The sequence below is a fragment of the Actinomadura terrae genome, assembly GCF_022751215.1.
Lineage (GTDB): Bacteria > Actinomycetota > Actinomycetes > Streptosporangiales > Streptosporangiaceae > Spirillospora > Spirillospora terrae.
Genome location: NZ_JAICDG010000002.1, coordinates 1645919 through 1664492, shown reverse-complemented (window position 1 = coordinate 1664492; position 18574 = coordinate 1645919). Strand labels below are relative to the sequence as shown.

The 18574-nt window shown below is 72.3% G+C and carries 11 protein-coding genes, 1 pseudogene and 1 riboswitch; of the genes and pseudogenes, 10 read left to right on the top strand and 2 right to left on the bottom strand.

Going from position 1 to position 18574, the window contains the following annotated elements; all coding sequences use genetic code 11:
* Positions 1-19 precede the first annotated feature (19 nt).
* The 3 genes from K2F47_RS17650 to K2F47_RS17640 all read left to right on the top strand — a co-directional run bounded on the left by K2F47_RS17650 (position 20) and on the right by K2F47_RS17640 (position 5032).
* Positions 20-616 (top strand): SAM-dependent methyltransferase, encoded by a 597-nt coding sequence (locus K2F47_RS17650; RefSeq protein ID WP_242904670.1) that lies wholly within the window; start codon positions 20-22, stop codon positions 614-616.
* 302 nt (positions 617-918) lie between these two features.
* On the top strand, positions 919-2064 hold the full coding sequence (locus K2F47_RS17645) for an FKBP-type peptidyl-prolyl cis-trans isomerase (RefSeq protein ID WP_242904668.1): 1146 nt from the start codon (positions 919-921) through the stop codon (positions 2062-2064).
* Between the two features lie 349 nt (positions 2065-2413).
* Positions 2414-5032: a transglycosylase domain-containing protein gene (locus K2F47_RS17640; RefSeq protein WP_242904666.1), complete on the top strand. Its 2619-nt coding sequence runs from the start codon at positions 2414-2416 to the stop codon at positions 5030-5032.
* Positions 5033-5212: 180 nt separating this feature from the next.
* Here K2F47_RS17640 and K2F47_RS17635 read toward each other — a convergent pair whose 3' ends face one another.
* Positions 5213-5584, bottom strand: a complete 372-nt coding sequence (locus K2F47_RS17635; RefSeq protein ID WP_242904664.1) for a DUF8711 family protein — start codon at positions 5582-5584, stop codon at positions 5213-5215.
* A gap of 50 nt (positions 5585-5634) precedes the next feature.
* A riboswitch (SAM riboswitch) is annotated at positions 5635-5750 on the top strand.
* A gap of 116 nt (positions 5751-5866) precedes the next feature.
* Between K2F47_RS17635 and K2F47_RS17630 the strand changes: the two genes are divergently transcribed.
* The 5 genes and pseudogenes from K2F47_RS17630 to K2F47_RS17615 all read left to right on the top strand — a co-directional run bounded on the left by K2F47_RS17630 (position 5867) and on the right by K2F47_RS17615 (position 12949).
* Positions 5867-7093, top strand: coding sequence for an aminotransferase class V-fold PLP-dependent enzyme (locus K2F47_RS17630; RefSeq protein WP_308198424.1), 1227 nt, complete (start codon positions 5867-5869; stop codon positions 7091-7093).
* Between the two features lie 61 nt (positions 7094-7154).
* Positions 7155-7511: pseudogene (locus K2F47_RS41740) on the top strand (SseB family protein); the annotation flags it as partial.
* Positions 7512-9392: 1881 nt separating this feature from the next.
* Positions 9393-11360, top strand: coding sequence for an SseB family protein (locus tag K2F47_RS17625; RefSeq protein ID WP_242904660.1), 1968 nt, complete (start codon positions 9393-9395; stop codon positions 11358-11360).
* Positions 11357-11725: a UCP033725 family protein gene (locus K2F47_RS17620; protein WP_242904659.1), complete on the top strand. Its 369-nt coding sequence runs from the start codon at positions 11357-11359 to the stop codon at positions 11723-11725. The genes K2F47_RS17625 and K2F47_RS17620 overlap by 4 nt, the downstream gene beginning before the upstream one ends.
* Positions 11726-11854: 129 nt before the next feature.
* Positions 11855-12949, top strand: a complete 1095-nt coding sequence (locus K2F47_RS17615) for a hypothetical protein (RefSeq protein WP_242904657.1) — start codon at positions 11855-11857, stop codon at positions 12947-12949.
* A gap of 25 nt (positions 12950-12974) precedes the next feature.
* Here the strand turns inward: K2F47_RS17615 and K2F47_RS17610 are convergent, their stop codons facing one another.
* A complete protein-coding gene (locus K2F47_RS17610) occupies positions 12975-13802 on the bottom strand; it encodes a TrmH family RNA methyltransferase (protein WP_242904655.1) in 828 nt (275 codons plus the stop codon).
* 754 nt (positions 13803-14556) lie between these two features.
* Here K2F47_RS17610 and K2F47_RS17605 point away from each other — a divergent pair.
* Both K2F47_RS17605 and K2F47_RS17600 read left to right on the top strand, forming a co-directional pair.
* The gene (locus K2F47_RS17605; RefSeq protein WP_242904646.1) at positions 14557-16437 is read left to right on the top strand and encodes a substrate-binding domain-containing protein; all 1881 of its coding nucleotides are present in this window, start codon (positions 14557-14559) and stop codon (positions 16435-16437) included.
* A 432-nt stretch (positions 16438-16869) separates the two neighbouring features.
* Complete coding sequence (locus K2F47_RS17600; RefSeq protein WP_242904644.1) at positions 16870-18363, top strand: sigma factor; 1494 nt, start codon at positions 16870-16872, stop codon at positions 18361-18363.
* Positions 18364-18574: the final 211 nt, after the last annotated feature.

The window sequence follows — 18574 nt, the reverse complement described above, 5'->3', positions numbered from 1 at the left end:
GCCCTTATAGGGTCGGGGCGTGAGCGACGCGGACCGGGAGCGGTGGAACGCCAAGTACGAGGGCGCCGCGTGCGAGGGCACCACGGAGCCGGCGGCGCATCCGCTGGCGGAGCGGGCGCTGGCACTGCCGCTGCCGGACGGCCCGGTGCTCGACCTCGCGTCCGGTCCGTCCGGGAGCGCGCTGCTGGCCGCCCGCGCCGGACGCGACGTCCGCGCCGTGGACATCTCCGGCGTCGCGCTCGCCCGGCTCGCCGCCGCGGCCCGCCGGGACGGCCTCTCCGAGCGGATCTCGGTCGAGGAGGCCGACCTGGAGGTGTGGCGTCCTCCGGCGGACGCCTTCGCGCTCGTCCTGTGCACCGGCTACTGGGACCGCGCGCTGTTCGGACCCGCCGCCCGCGCCGTCGCGCCGGGCGGGCTGCTGGGCTGGGAGGCGCTCACCGAGGCGGCACGGCGCGCCCGTCCGTCGCTGCGCGCCGAATGGTGCCTGGCCGAGGGCGAACCGGCCGCGCTGCTGCCCGCCGGGTTCACCGTGCTCGAACAGGGCGACGTGCCCGGCGGCGCCAAGCGCCGCCTCCTCGCCCGCCGCACCGCCGCGCCGGGTGGCGCCGATCAGTGACTCTGTGTGATATTCGGTAGGCGAAGGACGCCCCGGGACGCGGACATGCCCACGTCGCGGGGCGCACGCCCTTGATCGCCGCCGCGGGCGCTCGTCCGGGGACGTGAGCGAACCGTCCGACGCGAGTATCCTGACGGCTCCCGTTCCCCTGCCATGCGCCCTCCCGGACCAGCACCGGCCATGGTTTTGACCGGTAGATTGCGGGTCGGCCACCTTTGCTCGGTTTTCACGCTGTGCTTAGACCGGTGGTGGAAGGGTGGCACAGTTCGTGATGTCGTCGAACCCGGAGCGAGTGAGGAAACATGTCCGAGGATGACAAGCCCCGGGGCGAGCCGGCGGTCAAGGCGAAGGCGAAGATCCCGGCCGCCAAGAGCATCCGCAGCCCGGAGTTCACCCCGCACGGCATCAGCGCGGGGCGCGGCAGTGGACCCTCCCGCCCGTCCGGGCTGACCGCCGCGCAGGCCCGCAAACGACGCTACGCCGGGGTCGCCGGGGTCGTCGTCGCGCTGGCCCTCGTCGTCGGCGGCACCGCCTACTGGGTCACCCGTCCCGGCCCCGAGCTGTCGGTGAGCGGGAAGTTCGCGGTCGAGCCGAAGGTGAAGATCCCCAAGAGCCTCGAACCGGCGGACGAGCTCAAGGTGACCACCGCGATCAAGGGCACCGGACCCGCGATCGCCAACGGCGACAGCATGTACGTCAAGTACGTCTTCTACCAGTGGTCGAAGACGACGTCCTCCGACGACTCCAAGGACAAGAGCACCAGCAAGCAGCTCGGCTCGTCCTACCAGCAGCAGCAGGGCCAGCCCGACCGCCCGCTGGAGGTCGGCAAGAGCGGCGTCAAGGGCCTCGACAAGGGCCTGCTCGGGCAGACCGTGGGCAGCCGCGTGATCCTGGAGATCCCGCCGTCCATGGGCTTCGGCGAGCAGGGCTCCCAGCTCGGCCTCGGCAAGAACGACTCGATTGTGTTCGTCGTGGACGTGCAGGCCACCATCCACAAGAACCAGGCCCCGCAGGGCGCCGCGCAGAAGCTCGACGACAAGAAGCTCCCCAAGGTCGAGGACCAAGGCGCCGGCAAGGCCCCGAAGGTCACGATGCCCAAGGAGGACGCGCCCGCCAAGCTCCAGGCCAAGACCCTCGTCCAGGGCACCGGCCCGGCGCTCGCCAAGGGCGACGAGGCGATCGTCAACTACCAGGGGCAGCTCTGGAACGGCGGCAAGGTCTTCGACTCCAGCTTCACCAACGGCCAGCCCGCCAAGTTCCCGATCGGCACCGGCGGCACCGTCCCGGGCTTCGACAAGGGGCTGACCGGCGCGAAGGTCGGCAGCCGCCTGATGCTCGTGCTGCCGCCCGAGGAGGGCTACGGCAAGAAGGGCAACGCCCAGGCCGGGATCAAGGGCACCGACACGCTGGTGTTCATCGTCGACATCCTCGCCAAGGTCGTGAAGTAGGCCGTCCGGCGGATCGCCTGAGAGCGGCGGGGCACCCGGCGGGCGCCCCGCCGCTCTTCGCGTTCCCGGGGCGCGCGTTCAGGGGACCTTCAGAAAGGCTTCAGGACGGTTTGCGGCGTGCGTTCACGCTCGCGCCGTCCGGTGTTCTCCGCTATGTCATGCGAGGCCCGGAGCGGGGGTCTCGCGGCTTTTGCGATGTCCGTCACGACAACCTCGCGGGCTCACTGGTCGTCCTCCTAATGGGAGCGACGGTGAGCCCGAGCGTGTGCCGCGATCGCCTTGGATCGGAGCCGCCCAACGCATGGACGCCCTCGGGTATCGTCTGTAACGCATTAGTCACGGGGGGCTTGTGAGCATCGGCAGAAAGGGTCCTGAGGGCGACGAGCCCGGCGGGCCGGGCGAAAAGAATCGCGACGACAGTGTGACCACGCCGCCGGAAGACAGTGGCGCCGAGGTGACGGCCACCGCCCGTGACCGGGAGGACGGCGACGACGATTCGGCCGGCGACGGCGCGATTTCCGGCGACGACCACATATCTCGAAACGGGCACAAGGCCGCCGAAACCCCCGTCCCGGACGAGGGGGACGACGAAACCTCCGTCCCAGAAAAGCCCCTGAACCACCAGAAGTCACCCGAGGAACCGGCCGACGAGGACGTCGAGGACGCGGACGGCGAGTCGTCCGAGTCGTCCGAGTCGTCCGAGAAGAAGGTCGAAGAACCCGAGAAGTCCGAGAAGGTGCCCGAGGAGACAGCCGCCATGTCGGAAACGCCCGGACGAACCGGGCCGCCCGCCCCGGCCGCCGAACGTCCCGGCAAAGGCGGCAAGGGCGGCCGGAAGCCCAAGAAGACGCGCAGCCGCAAGGTCCGCTACGCGCGGCGGATCCTGTTCACCCTGCTCGGGCTCATCGGCTTCTTCGTCGGCGCGTTCGCCATCGCCTACCTGTTCACGCCGGTGCCCTCCCCGCAGGAGCAGGCCGTCGCGCAGGGCCCGGCGTTCTACTACTCCGACGGCAAGACGCTGATCGCCAAGACGGGCGTCAACCGCGACGCGGTCACGCTCGACAAGATCCCCCCGGGCGTGCGGAACGCGGTGATCGCGGCCGAGAACCGCAGCTTCTACGAGGACCCGGGCGTCTCCGTGCAGGGGACGGGGCGCGCGTTCTGGTCCACGGTGACCGGCGAGCAGCTCCAGGGCGGGTCCACGATCACCCAGCAGATGGTCCGCAACTACTACGGCGGCATCGGCAAGGAGCGGTCGGTCACCCGCAAGCTCAAGGAGATCATGGTCTCCCTGAAGGTCGGCCGGGAGAAGTCCAAGAACTGGATCCTGGAGCAGTACCTCAACACGATCTACTTCGGACGCGACGCCTACGGCGTGCAGGCCGCCGCCAAGGCCTACTACAACAAGGACGTCTCCGAGCTGACCCCGGCCGAGGGCGCCTACCTCGCCGCCGCGATCCAGCAGCCGAGCAACTTCTCCGACCCGAGCGGCGCGCGCCGCACCTACGCCGAGCAGCGCTGGCACGCGGTCGTCGCGAACATGGTCCGGGACGGCGCGGTGACCCCCGCGCAGGCCGCCGCGATGCGGTTCCCCGCGCCGGTCAACCAGAAGATCACCGACATCCTCAAGGGCCAGAAGGGCTACATGGTCAACGTGGCCAAGAAGGAGCTCATCGAGCGCCGCGGCTACAGCGAGGACGAGATCAACCGCAGCGGGCTCAAGATCACTACGACGTTCGACCGGCGGCTGATGGACGCGACGCGCCGCGCTGTGACCGCCAACGCCCCGGACGGGATGAGCAAGCGCATCCGCACGGCGGTCGTGTCGGTCGACCCGTCCACCGGGCAGGTCCTGGCGTTCTACGGCGGCCGCGACTACCTCTCGGAGATGGCCAGCAGCGCCTTCTACGACACCGCGCAGGTCGGGTCGGGCTTCAAGCCCATCGCGCTCGCCGCCGCGCTGGAGAACGGCAAGAGCCTCAGCAGCTCCTACGACGGCAGCTCGCCGCAGTACTACAACGGCCATCCGATCGAGAACGACAGCGGCGAGAACTTCGGGCAGGTCGACCTCGTCACCGCCACCGAGCACTCGATCAACACCGCCTACGTCAACCTCGGCCAGGACATCGGCACCCGCCGCATCGCCGAGATGGCCGAGAAGATGGGCATCCCCGCCGAGCAGATGTCGCCCGCGCAGCGCGCCGCGCCGTCCTTCCCGCTCGGCGTGGTGTCGCTGCACCCCGTCCAGCAGGCCGGGGTGTACGCGACGTTCGCGGCCGAGGGCGTCCACAAGACGCCCTACGTGGTCAAGTCGGTGACCGACGACGAGGGCGAGAAGCGCACGTTCTCCGAGAAGGGCGACCGGGCGTTCAGCACCCGCACCGCGCGGGACGCGACCTACGCGATGCAGCAGGTCGTCCAGGGCGGCACGGGACGCGCCGCGCAGCTCCCCGACGGCCGCGAGGTCGCGGGCAAGACCGGCACCACCGACCAGGGCCGCGCGATCTGGTTCAACGGGTTCATCCCGCAGATGGCGACGTCGGTCGCGATGTTCCGGACCGACAACAAGCCGCTCAACATTCCCGGATACGGCGCGTACGGCGGCCAGCTGCCCGCGCAGATCTGGAACTCCTACATGAGCGACGCGGTCAACATCAAGGGCTACGAGCAGAAGGAGTTCGGCTCGCCCTCGGAGACGCCGGGCGGCGGCGACGGCGGCCCGGTGTTCCCGAACCCCGGCGGCCCGGTGGAGCCGCGCACGCCCGTCCGCCCCCGTGAGACGCCGACCACCAGGCCGGACACCCCCGAGATCCCCGTCCCGCCCACCCGCATCCCCACGCACGAGCCCGAACCCCCGGGCGGCGGCAACGGCGGAGGCGACGGTGGCGGCGACGGCGGAGACGGTGGTGGGGGCGACGGCGGAGACGGCGGCGGAGGCGGCCCGACCCGCCCAGGCTTCAACGCCTAACCCACAAAACGGGGGCCCGGCCTTCCAAAGACCGGGCCCCACCTCGCTCTCCACGCTTCGGACCCCGCGCCCCGGACTTCGCGCCTAGGACTTCGATCTGCGCGCCTCGGTCCCCTGCGCTTCGCTCTCCGCGCTTCGGACCTCGGATTCGGACCTCGGATTTGCGCTTCGGACTTCGCGTTAGTCGCAGGCCTTGCCGATTTGTGCGGGGGCCTCGTTCATCGCGGCGTTCAGCTGGGACGCGTCGCCCGTGCCGACCGCCGTGGCCGCCGAACGCAGCCGGTCCGCCTCCGTCTTCAACGCCTTCTTGAGCGCGGCGTCGTCGGTCTTGCCCGCGAGGCCGTCCAGGCGTCCGGCGAGCTGCCCGGTGGCCTCCCGCCACTGGCCGGGTTCGGCCGCCGACACACTCCGCACCCGCGTCACGTACTGCTGGAACGCCTGCTTGGTATCGGCGCACACCTTCCCGGTGTCGCCGCCGCCGCTCAGCACCCCGCACGCGCTCGACGCGCCGAGCAGCACCGCGGCCAGCACCCCACCCACCCGGTACCGCATCGCATCCTCCCCTTTGATCCCCGTAAGGCTCCGCATATACTTCCGCATTAGGTCATGAGCGCCAGCGCCAAGCCCCGGCTCGCTGGCCGGCAACCCTTCGTCCGCGATGGGGTGCCCCGGGTGAGGACCTGGCCGAGCGCGAGAACGCGCCCGGCAAGCGCGGGCCCCACCCTTCGCGGGGTCCCTGACCCCGGAAGGCTTCCTGTGTCCACGCTCACCCCCGCCGCCGTCCGTCCGACCTTTTCTGTGACGTCCCGATCGGGGGTCGGGGTTCGACCCAATGTGATCGGCGCCGACTCCCTCGTCCCGCTGGACGACGGACGCCGCGTCCCCTACGCCAACCTCGACTACGCCGCGTCCGCCCCCTGCCTGGAGGCGGTGCACGAGGCCGTCACCCGCGCGCTGCCGTACTACAGCAGCGTCCACCGCGGCGCGGGGCACGCGTCCCAGGTGACGACCGAGGCGTACGAGAACGCCCGCGAAACCGTGCGCGTGTTCCTCGGCGCGTGGCGGCGCGCCGCCGTCGTGTTCACCCGCAACACCACCGACGCGATGAACCTGCTCGCGCACGCCGTCCCGCCCCGCACGACCGTCGTCACGTTCGAGACGGAGCACCACGCGTCGCTGCTGCCGTGGCGGCGGCCGGTCCGGCTGCCCGCCCCCGCGACGCCCGCCGAGGCCATCACGCTCGCGGACCGCGCTCTCGCCGCCGCGCCCACCGGCCCCCGGCTGCTCGTCGTCACCGCCGCGTCCAACGTCACCGGCGAACTGTGGCCGATCGGCGAACTCGCCCGCGTCGCGCACGAGCACGGCGCCCGCATCGCCGTGGACGCGGCGCAACTCGTCCCGCACCGCCCGCTCGACATGACCGCGCTCGACCTCGACTACGTCGCGTTCTCCGGCCACAAGCTCTACGCGCCGTTCGGCGCGGGCGTCCTCGCCGGACGCGCCGACTGGCTGCGCGCCGCCGAACCGTACCTGAAGGGCGGCGGGGCCAGCGCGTCCGTCACCTCCACCGTCCGCTGGGCGTCCGGCGCCGAGCAGCGCCACGAGGCGGGCACCCCCAACGTCCTCGGCGCCATCGCCCTCGCCGCCGCCTGCGACGCCCTCGCCCCGCACTGGAGCGACCTCGCCGCCCACGAGGAGCGCCTCCTCACCCGGTTGCGCTCCGGCCTCGCCGCGATCCCCGGCGTCCGCGAACTCACCCTGTGGGGCGGCGGCCCGCGCGTCGGCATCGTCTCCTTCACCGTGGACGGCCTCGCCGCCCGCGACGTGTCGCTGGCCCTGTCGGGACGGCACGGCATCGGCGTCCGCGACGGTAAGTTCTGCGCGCATCCGTTCGTCCGGCACCTGCTGTCGGCCGAGGGCGTCGACAACGACGGATCCGCCGTCCGCGCGAGCTTCGGGATCGGCACCACCGTGGAGCACATCGACCGCCTGCTCGCCGCGCTCACCCGTCTGACCAGCGAACTCTCCGACGCGGGCGATTGGTCCTGTTCACCCATGTAGCGTAGGCAGTCGCGCGGCTTCCCGCTGCCGCGGGTCGGGGACAGCAAGACAGAAACAGGGGGTGCCGACCGTGGCCGACGCCTGGCGACCCACGTCGGAACTGGAGCGCCGACTTCAGGAGAGCGTCCGGACCGGGGACCAGGAGGGCTACTTCCGCCTCCTGGCCGACAGTGAACTTCTCGTTCCCGTCCCGCCGGGCGCGGTCGACGACCTGCTGGCGAACACGTCCCACCCGTCGTGGCCCCTCCACGAGGAGGACGGCCGCGTCCACGTGCTGGTCTACACCTCGCCCGCGGCGATGCACGCCTGCCTCAGCCCGGCCTACCGGCACTACATGACGCTGCGCTTCCGCGACCTGGCCGAAGCCTGGCCGGACGGCCGCTGGTGGCTCGCCGTCGACGTCCCCGCCGGACATGGCGCGCCCCTCCCCATCGAGGCCCGCATGCCCGCGTGGTTCGTCCGCCAGGTGGCGGAGGGCGACGTCCGTCCACCCCAGGTGGGCCGCCCCGCCCTCCCCGAGGCCCCGGCCCCCCAGCCCCGGCACGCCGCACCTTCGAACGCACCAAGCCAGCCCGCCGCCCAAGACCACCCCATCGCGCACGGCAACGTCCCCGCGCAGGCGCAGCACGCCGCGCAACCCCCTCTTGCCGGGCCGGAGCAGACCCGCCCGCAAGATGGCGGCCCGTCCACCGCACCGGGCCAACACCTCACACCAGGTCAGCCCGGTCCGCAGGCACCGTACGCCGCCCAGGACGAGGCAGGCGCGCAGGGACGACATGCGACGCAAACGGACTCCAGCGCACCGGAGCTGCCCGGTGCGCAGGAGCAGCACGGCAAGCAAGGCCACCTCGCCGGGCCGGAGCAGACCCGCGCGCAAGGTGCACTCAGCGCACATGGACCATCCGTCCCGCAGGAGCAGCCCGCCGCGCATGGCGAGGCCACCGCGCAAGGACTCCCCGCCGTGCCGGGCTCCGCACGGAATGGACTAAGCGCGCCGGAGCAGCCCCCCGCGCCGGACGAGCCGGGCACGCCACACAGCGCGCAGGGACAGCCCCCCACACCCGGCCCGTCCACCACACAAGGCCACCCCACCGGACCGGAAGAGGCAGCCGCACAAGGGCAGCAGCCCCGGCACGACGGCCTCAGCGCACCAGGCGCGTCCGGCCCCCAGGAGCAGCCCACCGGGCCAGCGCCCGCGCGGGACGGACTCAGCACACCGGGGCAGCCCCCCGCACCCGGGGCGTCCACCACACACGCGCCGCACTCCACACAAGGCCACTCCGCCGGTCCAGAAGAGACAGCCGCGCAGGACGGACTCGGCGTGCAGAAAGCGTCCGGCCCGCAGGGGCAGGCGGGCGCGCATGGCGAGGCCGCCGCGCAGGCGCGGCACACCGCGCAAGGCCCCCCTGCCGGGCCAACGCAAGCCAGCACGCCCGCGCGAGACGGACTCAGCGCGCAGGGGCAGCCCGGCGCGACGGAGCCACCCCCCGCACGGGACGAGCCGCGCGCGCCACACGGTGTGCAAGGGCAGCCTCCCGCACACGGTGAAGGCACCGCGCAGGCGCCGTACTCCACGCAACGCCACCCGGCCGGTCCAGAAGAGGCAGCCGCGCAGGGCCAACACCCCACGCAGAACGGACCCGGCACGCCGAGCGCGTCCGGCCCGCAGGGGCAGCCCGGCACGACAGAGCGCACTGCGCAGGGGCAGCCCGGCGCGCATGGCGAAGTTGCCCCGCAGGCGCGGCAAAGCGCGCCAGGTCACCCCATCGGGCCAGAGCAAGCCGGCACGCCCGCGCAAGATGGACTCGCCGCGCAGGGGCAGCCTGACGCGCCAGAGCAACACACCATGCGGGACGAGCTAGGCCGGTCGCGCCAGCACGCCGCACGCGGCGAGTCCACAACGCAGACACCGCACTCTGCGAAGGACGGAGTCGGCGCGTCGGGCGTGTCCGGCGCGCATGGCGAAGCTGCCTCGCAGGCGCCGCACTCCACGCAGGGCCACCCCATCGGACCAGAGCAGGCCAGCACGTCCGCGCGGGATGGGCTCAGCGCGCAGGGGGAGCGCACCGCGCGTGGTGAGGCCACCACGCAGGGGCCGCACTCCACGCAAGGTCACCCTGCCGGGCCGGAAGAGGCTGCTGCGCAGGCGCAACAGCCTGCGCAGGACGGACTCAGTGCGCCTGGCGTCTCCGGCTCGCAGGGGCAGCCTGGGGTGCCGGAGGCTGGGCGGGGTGCGGATGCGGCTTCGGGGGCCGGGGACGCGGGTGAGTGGGAGGAGTTGCAGGCCCAGCATCGGGGGTTGCAGCGGGAGGGGGCGCGGCCGGCGTTCCAGCCTGCCAACGAGGTCGAGCGCGAGTTGTTGCGGGCCGCCGCGAACAACGACCATGACCTGTTCTTGCAGACGATGGCGGGGGCGGAGGTGCTGCTGCCCACGCCCGAGGAGATGGACTACACGCTGCGGCCGGGGCGGGCCGGGTTCCCGTGGCAGACGCGGGAGGTGGACGGGGCGACCGTGGTGCCCGTGTTCACCTCGCCCGAGCGGCTGATCGAGGCGGCGCGGGCGGCCGGGACGGGGACGGAGTACATCAAGGTTCCGTTCACGGTCGTGCTGCGGTACTGGCCTGACCGGGAGTGGCCACTGGCGATCAACTCCGGGTCGCCGGCGGGCGGGACGATCCTGGCGCAGCAGTTGCCGGGGCTCGCGCGGTGGGCCGACCAGCGGGCCGTCCAGCGGATGACGGACGGGTTCGAGCCGCAGAACGACGTCGAGCAGCGGTTGTTTGAGGCGGCGACGCGGCGGGACACCGACGCGTTCTTCAAGGTGCTGCTGGGCGCGCAGGTGCTCGTCCCGGCGGAGCCGGATACGCCGTGGGGCATCGCGCCGGACGATCCGGACTTCCCGTGGCGGCCGGTGGCCGTGCACGGCGAGGTGTGCGTGCAGTTGTTCACGTCGCTGAAGTGGATGAACGAGGCGATCGGGTCGTCGCGGTTCGTGATGCCGACGCTGCTGGAGATGGTGTCGGCGTGGCCGGACGTGTCGTGGACGCTGGTCCTCAACCCGGGGACGCCGATCGACGCGACGATGCCGGGCGAGCAGGTGCGGGCGTTGAGCGGGCAGCCCAGGGAGGACGTCCCCGCGCCCGAGGCCGTGGCGCCGGACGTCGTGGAGGCGCCCCCCGAGCCGTCCGAGCCGGAGTTCGAGCCCGGCAACCGCATCGACCAGGAGCTGTACGAGGCGACGCTCGGCGGCGACTCCGACGCGTTCCTGCGGGTGCTGCTCAACGCGAACGTGCTGGTGCCCATCCCGGAGGACGCGCCGCTCGAGGTCACGCCGGTGCAGAAGGAGTTCCGGTGGGACGCGGCGCTCCAGTGCGCGTCGTCCGTGCGGGTGTTCACCTCGCTCGTGCGGCTGCGGGAGGTGCTGCCTGAGTCGCGGTTCGTGTACGCGGACTTCCGGGAGCTGATCGCGGCGTGGCCCCGCGAGGACTGGGCGATGCTGCTCAACCCGGGCACGCGGATCGGGGCGTCGCTGCGCGGCGACCAGGTGCTGGCGCTGAGCGAGTGGGCGGTGCGGGTCGGGCTCGTCCCGGCGCGGCCCGAGGTGCCGTTGCCGCCGCCGGAGCCGTCGCCGCTGGTCACGGCGCAGGACGTGGTGCGGGAGGTGCCGCCGCGGGCCGTCGTCGAAGATGTTCCGCAGGCCGTGGAGCGGCAGCCCTACTTCGAGGGCGACCGGGTCGCGCAGCCGACCATCATGCAGAAGGTGGTCCCGCACGGCCATGTCGGCTGGTACCTGGACCAGGGATACGACCGCGTCGGCGGGTTCGTCCACCCGACGGCGGACGTGACGGAATTGCAGACGCCCGTCCAGCTGTACGAGGCGCTGGGCCTGCTGTACGAGGACACGTCGTTCTCGCCCTCGGACGAGGGCGTGTACGTCATCCGGTGGCCCGCGTACTGCCCCGACCTGTACCGGACCCCGTTCGGCGGACAGGACGAGGCCGAGCTCGCGGCCTGGGGCGACGCCGGGTGGGTGATCGAACGGCCGCCGTTCCTCGGCACCGGGTTCGCGCCGGGCAGCGCGGGATCGATCCGGGAGTACAAGGTGGACAGCGTCCGGCTGCCCTACGGAGCGGAGATGTACTATCTCGGCCACGACCGGTCCGAGCGTTTCGTGGCCATGTACGACCCCGACAGGCTCGCCTGGCTGCGGCCGGACGCGGCGACCGGTCCCGAGGGCTGGGACGGCCGATCGGAGGCGGCGCAGTGATCCGGGACGGGTACGTCGCGCGCTGGCTCGGCCGCGACTTCGAGGCCGCGCCGGGCGCGGACGGCGAGGTCCGGCTGTACGCGCCCGAGCCCACCGACGGGTTCGAGGAGCTGCGTCCGGGACGGTTCCGGCGGATCGTCCCGGCGTCGGAGATCGAGGACCTGCGCTATGTCCGGACGACGTGCGCCTGGCGCGGGGAGCGCTTCGTGATCGTCGGGGAGCATGAAACTTGGCTCCGGGTCGAGTACGCCGGTGGACGCGCCCCGACCGCCGAGCGGCTCGGGCTGGACCGCGTCGACCAGGGCATCTGGCAGGCGTGGGCGCCCGGCTCGGAGATCGAGGACGTGCGCGAGGAGTTCATCTGATCGACGGCAGGGCTCAACCGGGGTTGATTTGAACAGTAGTTCCGTGTTCGCATGATTCCGGTGTGGACTCCCCGGGTAAAGATCCGGGGCTCAGGCGCTCAATGGCGACGCGGCGGAGGTGCGGCGGCGGTGGTCTCCCGATCGGCGGTAAAACCGATCATCGTAGGGCTGGGGACGGCGGCGGTGCTCGCCGCGGGCTCCGGATCCGCGGTCGCTTTCGCGTACGACGGGCCTTCCCCGTCCACGTCGGCTTCGGGTTCGACGGCTCCGACCGGCGACCCGCCCGGCGACCCGTCCGGGGAACCGGTCAAGCCCGGGAAGCTCTCGGTGGACGTCGTCCCGGACGTGTCCTCGACGGACGCGGGCAAGACGATCGTGGTGAACACCTACTTCATCACGCACGGCGGCCCCGTCAAGGACGTGCGGATCACCGACATCCAGTTGAGCACCAAGCAGGCGACGCTGGACGGCCAGTGCCTGAAGCCGTTCGAGTCGGTGGGCTGCCAGCTGGGGGCCGTCGACGGCGACCGCGAGTTCATCAGGTCGCGGGTGACCGTGCCCAAGAGCATCAAGAAGGACCTCAAGGTGACGCTCACCGTGAAGGTGAGCACGGACGACGGCCAGAAGGCCGACCCGAAACCGGTCACGGTGACGTTCAAGGCGCCCAAGCAGAAGCCGCCGGAGAAGGGCGACGACAAGGGCAAGGGCGGGAAGGGGTCGTCCGACAAGGGCGGCAAGGGCCACGACTCGGGCGGCAGCGGCCACGGCACCACCGGCAGCGGCGGCACCGGGACGGGCGGTTCGGGCAGCGGAACCGGTACTGGTTCTGGCACCGGGACCGGAACCGGGACGAACAGCGGTACCGGGTCGAGTTCCGGGAACGGAACCTACGTCCCGCCCACGCCGAACTTCGACAAGAGCCCGGAGGTGGCGCTGCCGCCGCCGATCGCCGCGCCGAGCCCGCAGGTCGCGCCGAACCTCGCCGACGCGACGCCGGTCAGCCGGTTGCGCAACAACAAGGCGCCGGTCGCGCAGGACCTGACGTTCGAGCGGATGGCCAGCACGCAGATCGCGTGGCTGGCGGCGCTGCTGGTGGTGTTCTCGCTGCTGCTGACGCAGCTCCGCCTCGGCCGCAAGGGGACGCCGAGCGCGGCGGCCGCCGCGGCGGCGCGGCGGGCGAGGGGCATGCACCGCCGTACGCGGCGCGGCACCTTCGCCAAGTAGGGGCCACTAGCCAAGTAGGGGCCCGCTACGGGACGTCCGGCGCGCCGACGAGAGTGTGGCAGGCGATGGCCGCCGCCGCGACGACGTTGAGCGAGTCCACCCCGGCGGACGTGGCGTCCGGGCTCATGGGGATGCGGACGGCCTCGTCCGCCTCGTGGATCCAGTGCGAGGACAGGCCGTCGCCCTCGGAGCCGAGCATCAGCGCGACGCGTCCCGACAGCGGCGCCTTGTCGAGCGGGACGGCCGCGTCGTCGGGCGTGAGGGCCAGCAGCGTGAAGCCCGCGCCGCGAAGGCGGGCGAGCCCGTCGTGCCAGCCCGCCAAACGCGCGTAGGGGATCGCGAACACCGCGCCCATCGACACCTTCACCGAGCGGCGGTAGAGGGGGTCGGCGCAGCGCGGCGACAGGACGACGGCGTCCACGCCGAGCGCGGCGGCGCAGCGGAAGATGGCGCCGACGTTGCCGTGGTCGACCAGGTCCTCCAGTACGAGGACGCGGCGGGCGTCCCGCAGCACCGACTCGACCGGGGGCAGGGGCAGCCGCTCCAGGGACGCGAGCGCGCCCCGGTGCACCTGGAAGCCGACGAGCCCCTCCATGGTGGCGTCGTCGGCGATGTAGACCGGCGCGTCCACGCCGTCCAGGACGTCGGACAGCGGCTCGGCCCAGCGGCGCGCCATCAGCAGCGAGCGGACGGGGTGACCGGCGCCGACCGCGCGGCGGATCACCTTCTCCCCCTCGGCGACGAACAGCCCGTGCTCGGCCTCCAGGCTCTTGCGCAGGTTCACGTCCCGCAGCCGGACGTAGTCGGCGAGGCGCGGGTCGGCGGGGTCGGAGACGGGTACCAGGCGGGCCATCCCCCAATTGTGCCGGGGCGCGCGGCATGCCCCGAACCCAGGGGAAACGGCATTGCCCGGCGCACCGGAAACCCGGCTTAATTTGATCTTGATTGGCCGAGAAAGATCGTTTTCCGCGCCGTGGAGTGCCGTTCCGATCGCGGGCGGTCACGAGAGTCGAAGGGGCCCGAGGTGACCGGGTCGCACGCCGATGACCTGCGTCATCATCAGTTTTGAGGTCTTTGTAACCTCTAGTGCGTACTACTACAGTGCCGCATGGCATCGGCGGGTATCTGGTGAATCGAGGGCAGCCATGAGCGGACGCCATCGCGATGACTTCCCCGAAGGCATCGGCGAGGACGGGAACGACCCCGGCGCGCCTGTTTTCGGTCCCGCCAACGACGGGTCGTCCGATTGGTTCGGAACCCGGGAGGGTCGTCCGATGCCACCCCCGCCGCCCGCGCACGAACCTCAGGCCCCGCGCCCGCCGCAAAGCTCGCAATCCCCACAAGGCCCTCAGATGCCCCAGGGGCCGCCGCCCGGGTCCGGCGAGACCCCGTCGTGGTTCATACCGCGACGGTCGTCCGAGGAGCCCGTCTACGGCCCCGGAGGGTACGGCGTCTACGGCGCCGAGGAGCCCGGGGGCCGAGAGGGCCACGGGGGTCAAAGGGACCAAGGGGGCCAAGGGACGGAACCTCCGAACCTGTATCCCTCCGAACCCGCGGCGTCACCGCGCGGCTACCCCGGCAGCGCCCCGCCGCCCGGCGAGTACGACGTGCTGCGCAGTTCCGCCGAGCGACCGTCCGGCTTCTTCGGCGGCGCGAGCGGACCCGGCGGGCCGGGCATCCCCCCGAGCAGCCCCCGCGGCTCCGGCGGATACGGAAGCGGCGAGTACGGAAGCGGCGAGTACGGGCACCGCAGGCGCAAGCGCAGCCTCGCCGCGCTGATCGGCCCGATGGCCGGGGCGATCGGGCTGGCGCTGCTGCTCGGCGTCGGCGTGTACGCGTTCGCCGAGAGCGGGTCGGACTGCGGCGGCGACGCGCTGAGCCTCTCGGTCGCGGCCGCGCCCGACATCGCGCCGGTCGTGACCAAGGCGGCCGAGCGGTTCAACGACGGCAAGGAGAAGGTCGGCGACAGGTGCGTCCGCGCGAACGTGCGGAGCGTGGAGCCCGCCTCGGTGGCGACGCTGCTGTCCGGTCAGGGGGTGGCGAACGCCTCCAACCAGCGTCCGGACGTGTGGATCCCCGACTCCTCCCTGTGGCCGTCCCTCGCGCAGGGCCAGAGCGGCGAGACGAAGCAGAAGAACACGATCGTGCCGACGAAGACGTCGGTGGCGACGAGCCCGATCGTGGTCGGCCTCCCCCAGACGCTCGCGGAACAGCTGAAGCGGTCGGGCGTCACGGCCACCCCGTCCTGGGACAACCTGCTGAAGGCGGCGGGCGGTGTCGCGGGCGGCGCGGTGACCAAGAACCAGATGATCCCGGCGGGGTCGGTGCGGCTGCTCGTCCCCGACCCGACGCGCAACGCGGCCGGGATGGGCTCCCTGATGATCACCAGTGCGCTGCTGGCGAACGACCCGAACAAGGAGTCGATCTTCACCGGGATCGTGCGGACGGTGCGGGAGAGCATCGTCCCGGACGTCGAGGAGCAGTTCACGCACTTCCGCAAGGACCGGACGGGCAAGCAGCCGATCTCGCTGTCGTCGGAGCAGGCGCTGTGGAAGTACGACCGGGGCGGCCCGGCCGAGCCCGCCGTGGCGCTGTACCCGCTCGAGGGCACGCTGTCGATGGACTACCCGTTCACGATCACCGCGGAGGACGACGACCAGAGCAAGGCCGCGCGGTTGCTGGAGGAGGCGATGAGCACCGAGGCGACCAAGAACGACGTCCGCGACGCCGGGTTCCGGTCGCCGGACGGGAAGGCGCCGCCGACGTTCGGCGAGAAGACCGGCGTCAGCCCGGCCCGCCCGCGCCAGCTGCCGATGCCGCAGGCCGCCGAGGTCACGCAGGTGATGCAGGCGTGGTCGAAGCTGTCGCTCGGGCTGCGCATCCTCACGCTGGTCGACGTGTCGGGGTCGATGGCCGAGGAGGTCGCCCCGCACACGAACCGGCTCCAGGCGATCGCGCAGGTGTCGCAGGGCGGGCTGAGCATGATGTCGAACGACACCGAGCTCGGGCAGTGGCTGTTCTCGACGAACATGCGGGGCGGGCTCCCCTACCGGGAGACGGTGCCGGTCGGGCCGCTCGGCGAGCGCGTCGGGTCCAACACGCGGCGCGGCCTCGTCCTGTCGTGGCTGAACCAGATGAAGCCGAAGCCGGACGGCGACACCGGCCTCTACCGGACGATGCTCGCCGCCTACAAGGCGATGAACCGGTCCTACAAGCCGGAGTTCGGCAACTCGATCCTGCTGATGACCGACGGCAAGAACGACGATCCGGGCGGACCGTCGCTGAAGGAGGCGCTGGCCGAGCTGCGGGCCATGCAGGACCCGAACAAGCCGATCCAGGTCAACATGATCGGGTTCGGGAAGGGCGTGGACCGCGCCGAGCTGGAGCAGATCGCGTCGGCTACGGGGGGTAACGTCCAGATCGCGATGACGCCGCAGGAGATTTCAAAGATCTTTCTCAAGATGCTGTCCCGGCGCATCACTTCGTGATCTTCCGGACACGGTTCGAAGTTCTCGATTTTCCCGTGCTCCGGTGTCAACCGGACGCGCGAGCCGCCCGTCATTCTAAGTGGAGGCCCGACGGGGAGCGGGGCCGTCGGGCCTCCGACCTCTTCCCTCCCTGTCGGTGACGGGGAGTGGTTCCGGCCCACCGGTCCTGGCCGGTCGGCCGCCGGCCCCGGGGGCGAATTCCCCCGGCGCGGGAGAAGGAATCCCCTTCACGGGGAAGCGGATTCCCTTTTCGCAGGACGCCCCGCTCTTCGCGGAAGACCTCTTTCGCAGGACGTCCCGCCCCAGCGGAACGCCCCCCGCCAAGGGTGTGCTGGCCGACCCCGGCCCCCGGCGAGTATCCCCCATCGAACGGCTGAAATCCCCGGTGGACCGTCCGCCGGGGATCGCTTCACCCAAGCTCGGGAGGCCCTCGTGTCCGGTTGGCCCAGCCTCGACCGCGCAGACGACGAACGGCTCGCGCGCGCGCTCGCCGCCGGTGACCCCGGCGCGCTCATCCAGGTTATGGACCGCTATGCCGCGCGACTCTACGACTACTGCCACGCGCTGCTGCGCGACCAGGAGCTCGCCGCAGGCGCCCTGCACGACGCGCTCATCGCCGCGTATGCGCATGTGCACGCGTTGCGCGAACCCGAGTGGTTCCGCGCCTGGCTGTACGCGCTCGTTCGAGGCGAGTGCCTGCGCCGCCTGCGCGCTCCAGACCGTCCCGTGGAGCGGCGCGAGGCTCCAGAGGTCGAGGACGGCTTCGTGGACGACGCGGAGCGCGCCCGGCGGCAGGAGGCGCGGCAGCTCGTCCACGGCGCGATGGCGGGCCTGCGCGGACGCGAGCGCGAGTCGCTCGACCTCGTGCTCCGGCACGGCCTCGACCCGCTGGAGGTCTCCGGCGTCCTCGGCATGGACGGCCAGGAGGCGACCGCGCTGGTCGCCGAGGCCCGCGTCCGCCTCGACGAGGCGCTCGCCGTCGCGTTCGTCGCCCGCACCGGACGCGACGACTGCCCCGAACTCTCCGCCCTCGTCGGCGCCGCCCCCTGGCCGCTGCCGCCGCCGCTCGCGCAGCGGGTGGCCGAGCACATCGGCGGCTGCCCGGTCTGCCACGCCCGGCGCGAGCGGCTGTCGGCGGCGCGGCTGCTCCAGGTGCTGCCGGTCGCGATGATGCCGACCGACCTGCGCGGCCTCGTGCTCGCGACCGCCACCGACCCGGCGCTGTCGGCCGACCGCACCGCGATCGCGCACCGCGCCGGGCCGTTCGACGGCCAGGGCTGGCCGATGGTCGCGGGCGAGACCGCGCCGCCGGACGAGCCGTCCCGGCGGTCGCCGCGCGCGCTCTGGCCGGCGCTGGCCGCGGCCGCCGCGGTCGTCCTCATCGTCGCCGGGGCGTTCTTCCTGATGCCCGACTCGTCCAACAAGCCGACGGGCGCCTCGGGCCCCGCCGGGAGCACGTCGGCGTCCGTGGACGACCCGTCGGAGTCGCCCAGCGAGAGCGACGAGCCGTCGGACTCGCCCACGCCGACGGAGAGCACGACGCCGACGCCCACGCCGACGACGCCGTCGCCGACCACCCCGACCCCGACGCGGACGCCGACGCGGCGCCCGTCGACCCGTCCGCCCCACTCGTCCCCGACCCACTCGCGGCCCGGGACGCTCGCGGCGAGCGGTTGCACGATCAGCGCGCCCGGCGGCAGCTGCACGGTGACGTTGTCGGCGTCCGGCGGGCCCGTGAACTGGCATGTCGCGGGTCGCTCCTCCTTCCTCAGCGTCAGCCCGGGCGGCGGACGGGTCGCCGGCGGCGGCTCGCAACCCGTCACGGTCACGCTCAACGGCGGGTGTCCCCCGGGCGTCGGATCGGGATCGGTGAGCTTCTCCCCCAGCGGCGCCGCGTCGATCACTCTGGCGTGTCCCGAAGAGTGATGAGGGCGCCCCGAAAGTCAAGAGTGATCCACATCACATTCGAAGCCGAAACCCCGTCTCTACGAGGACAGACGGCCACGGGGCGTACCGTGCTGGTCACATAAATCCGCACATAGGGGAGAAAATCCAGGAACTTGGTGGCAAGATCGGGCAACCAGTGCGGGCGGTCAGGCGTCGGCGCTCGCCCGGGGACGCGTTCTCCGGGCGCACG

Coding starts and splice junctions, on each gene's coding strand:
- K2F47_RS17645 (WP_242904668.1), top strand. CDS start 919: ATGTCCGAGGATGACAAGCCCCGGGGCGAGCCGGCGGTCAAGGCGAAG.
- K2F47_RS17635 (WP_242904664.1), bottom strand. CDS start 5,584: ATGCGGTACCGGGTGGGTGGGGTGCTGGCCGCGGTGCTGCTCGGCGCG.
- K2F47_RS17610 (WP_242904655.1), bottom strand. CDS start 13,802: ATGGCCCGCCTGGTACCCGTCTCCGACCCCGCCGACCCGCGCCTCGCC.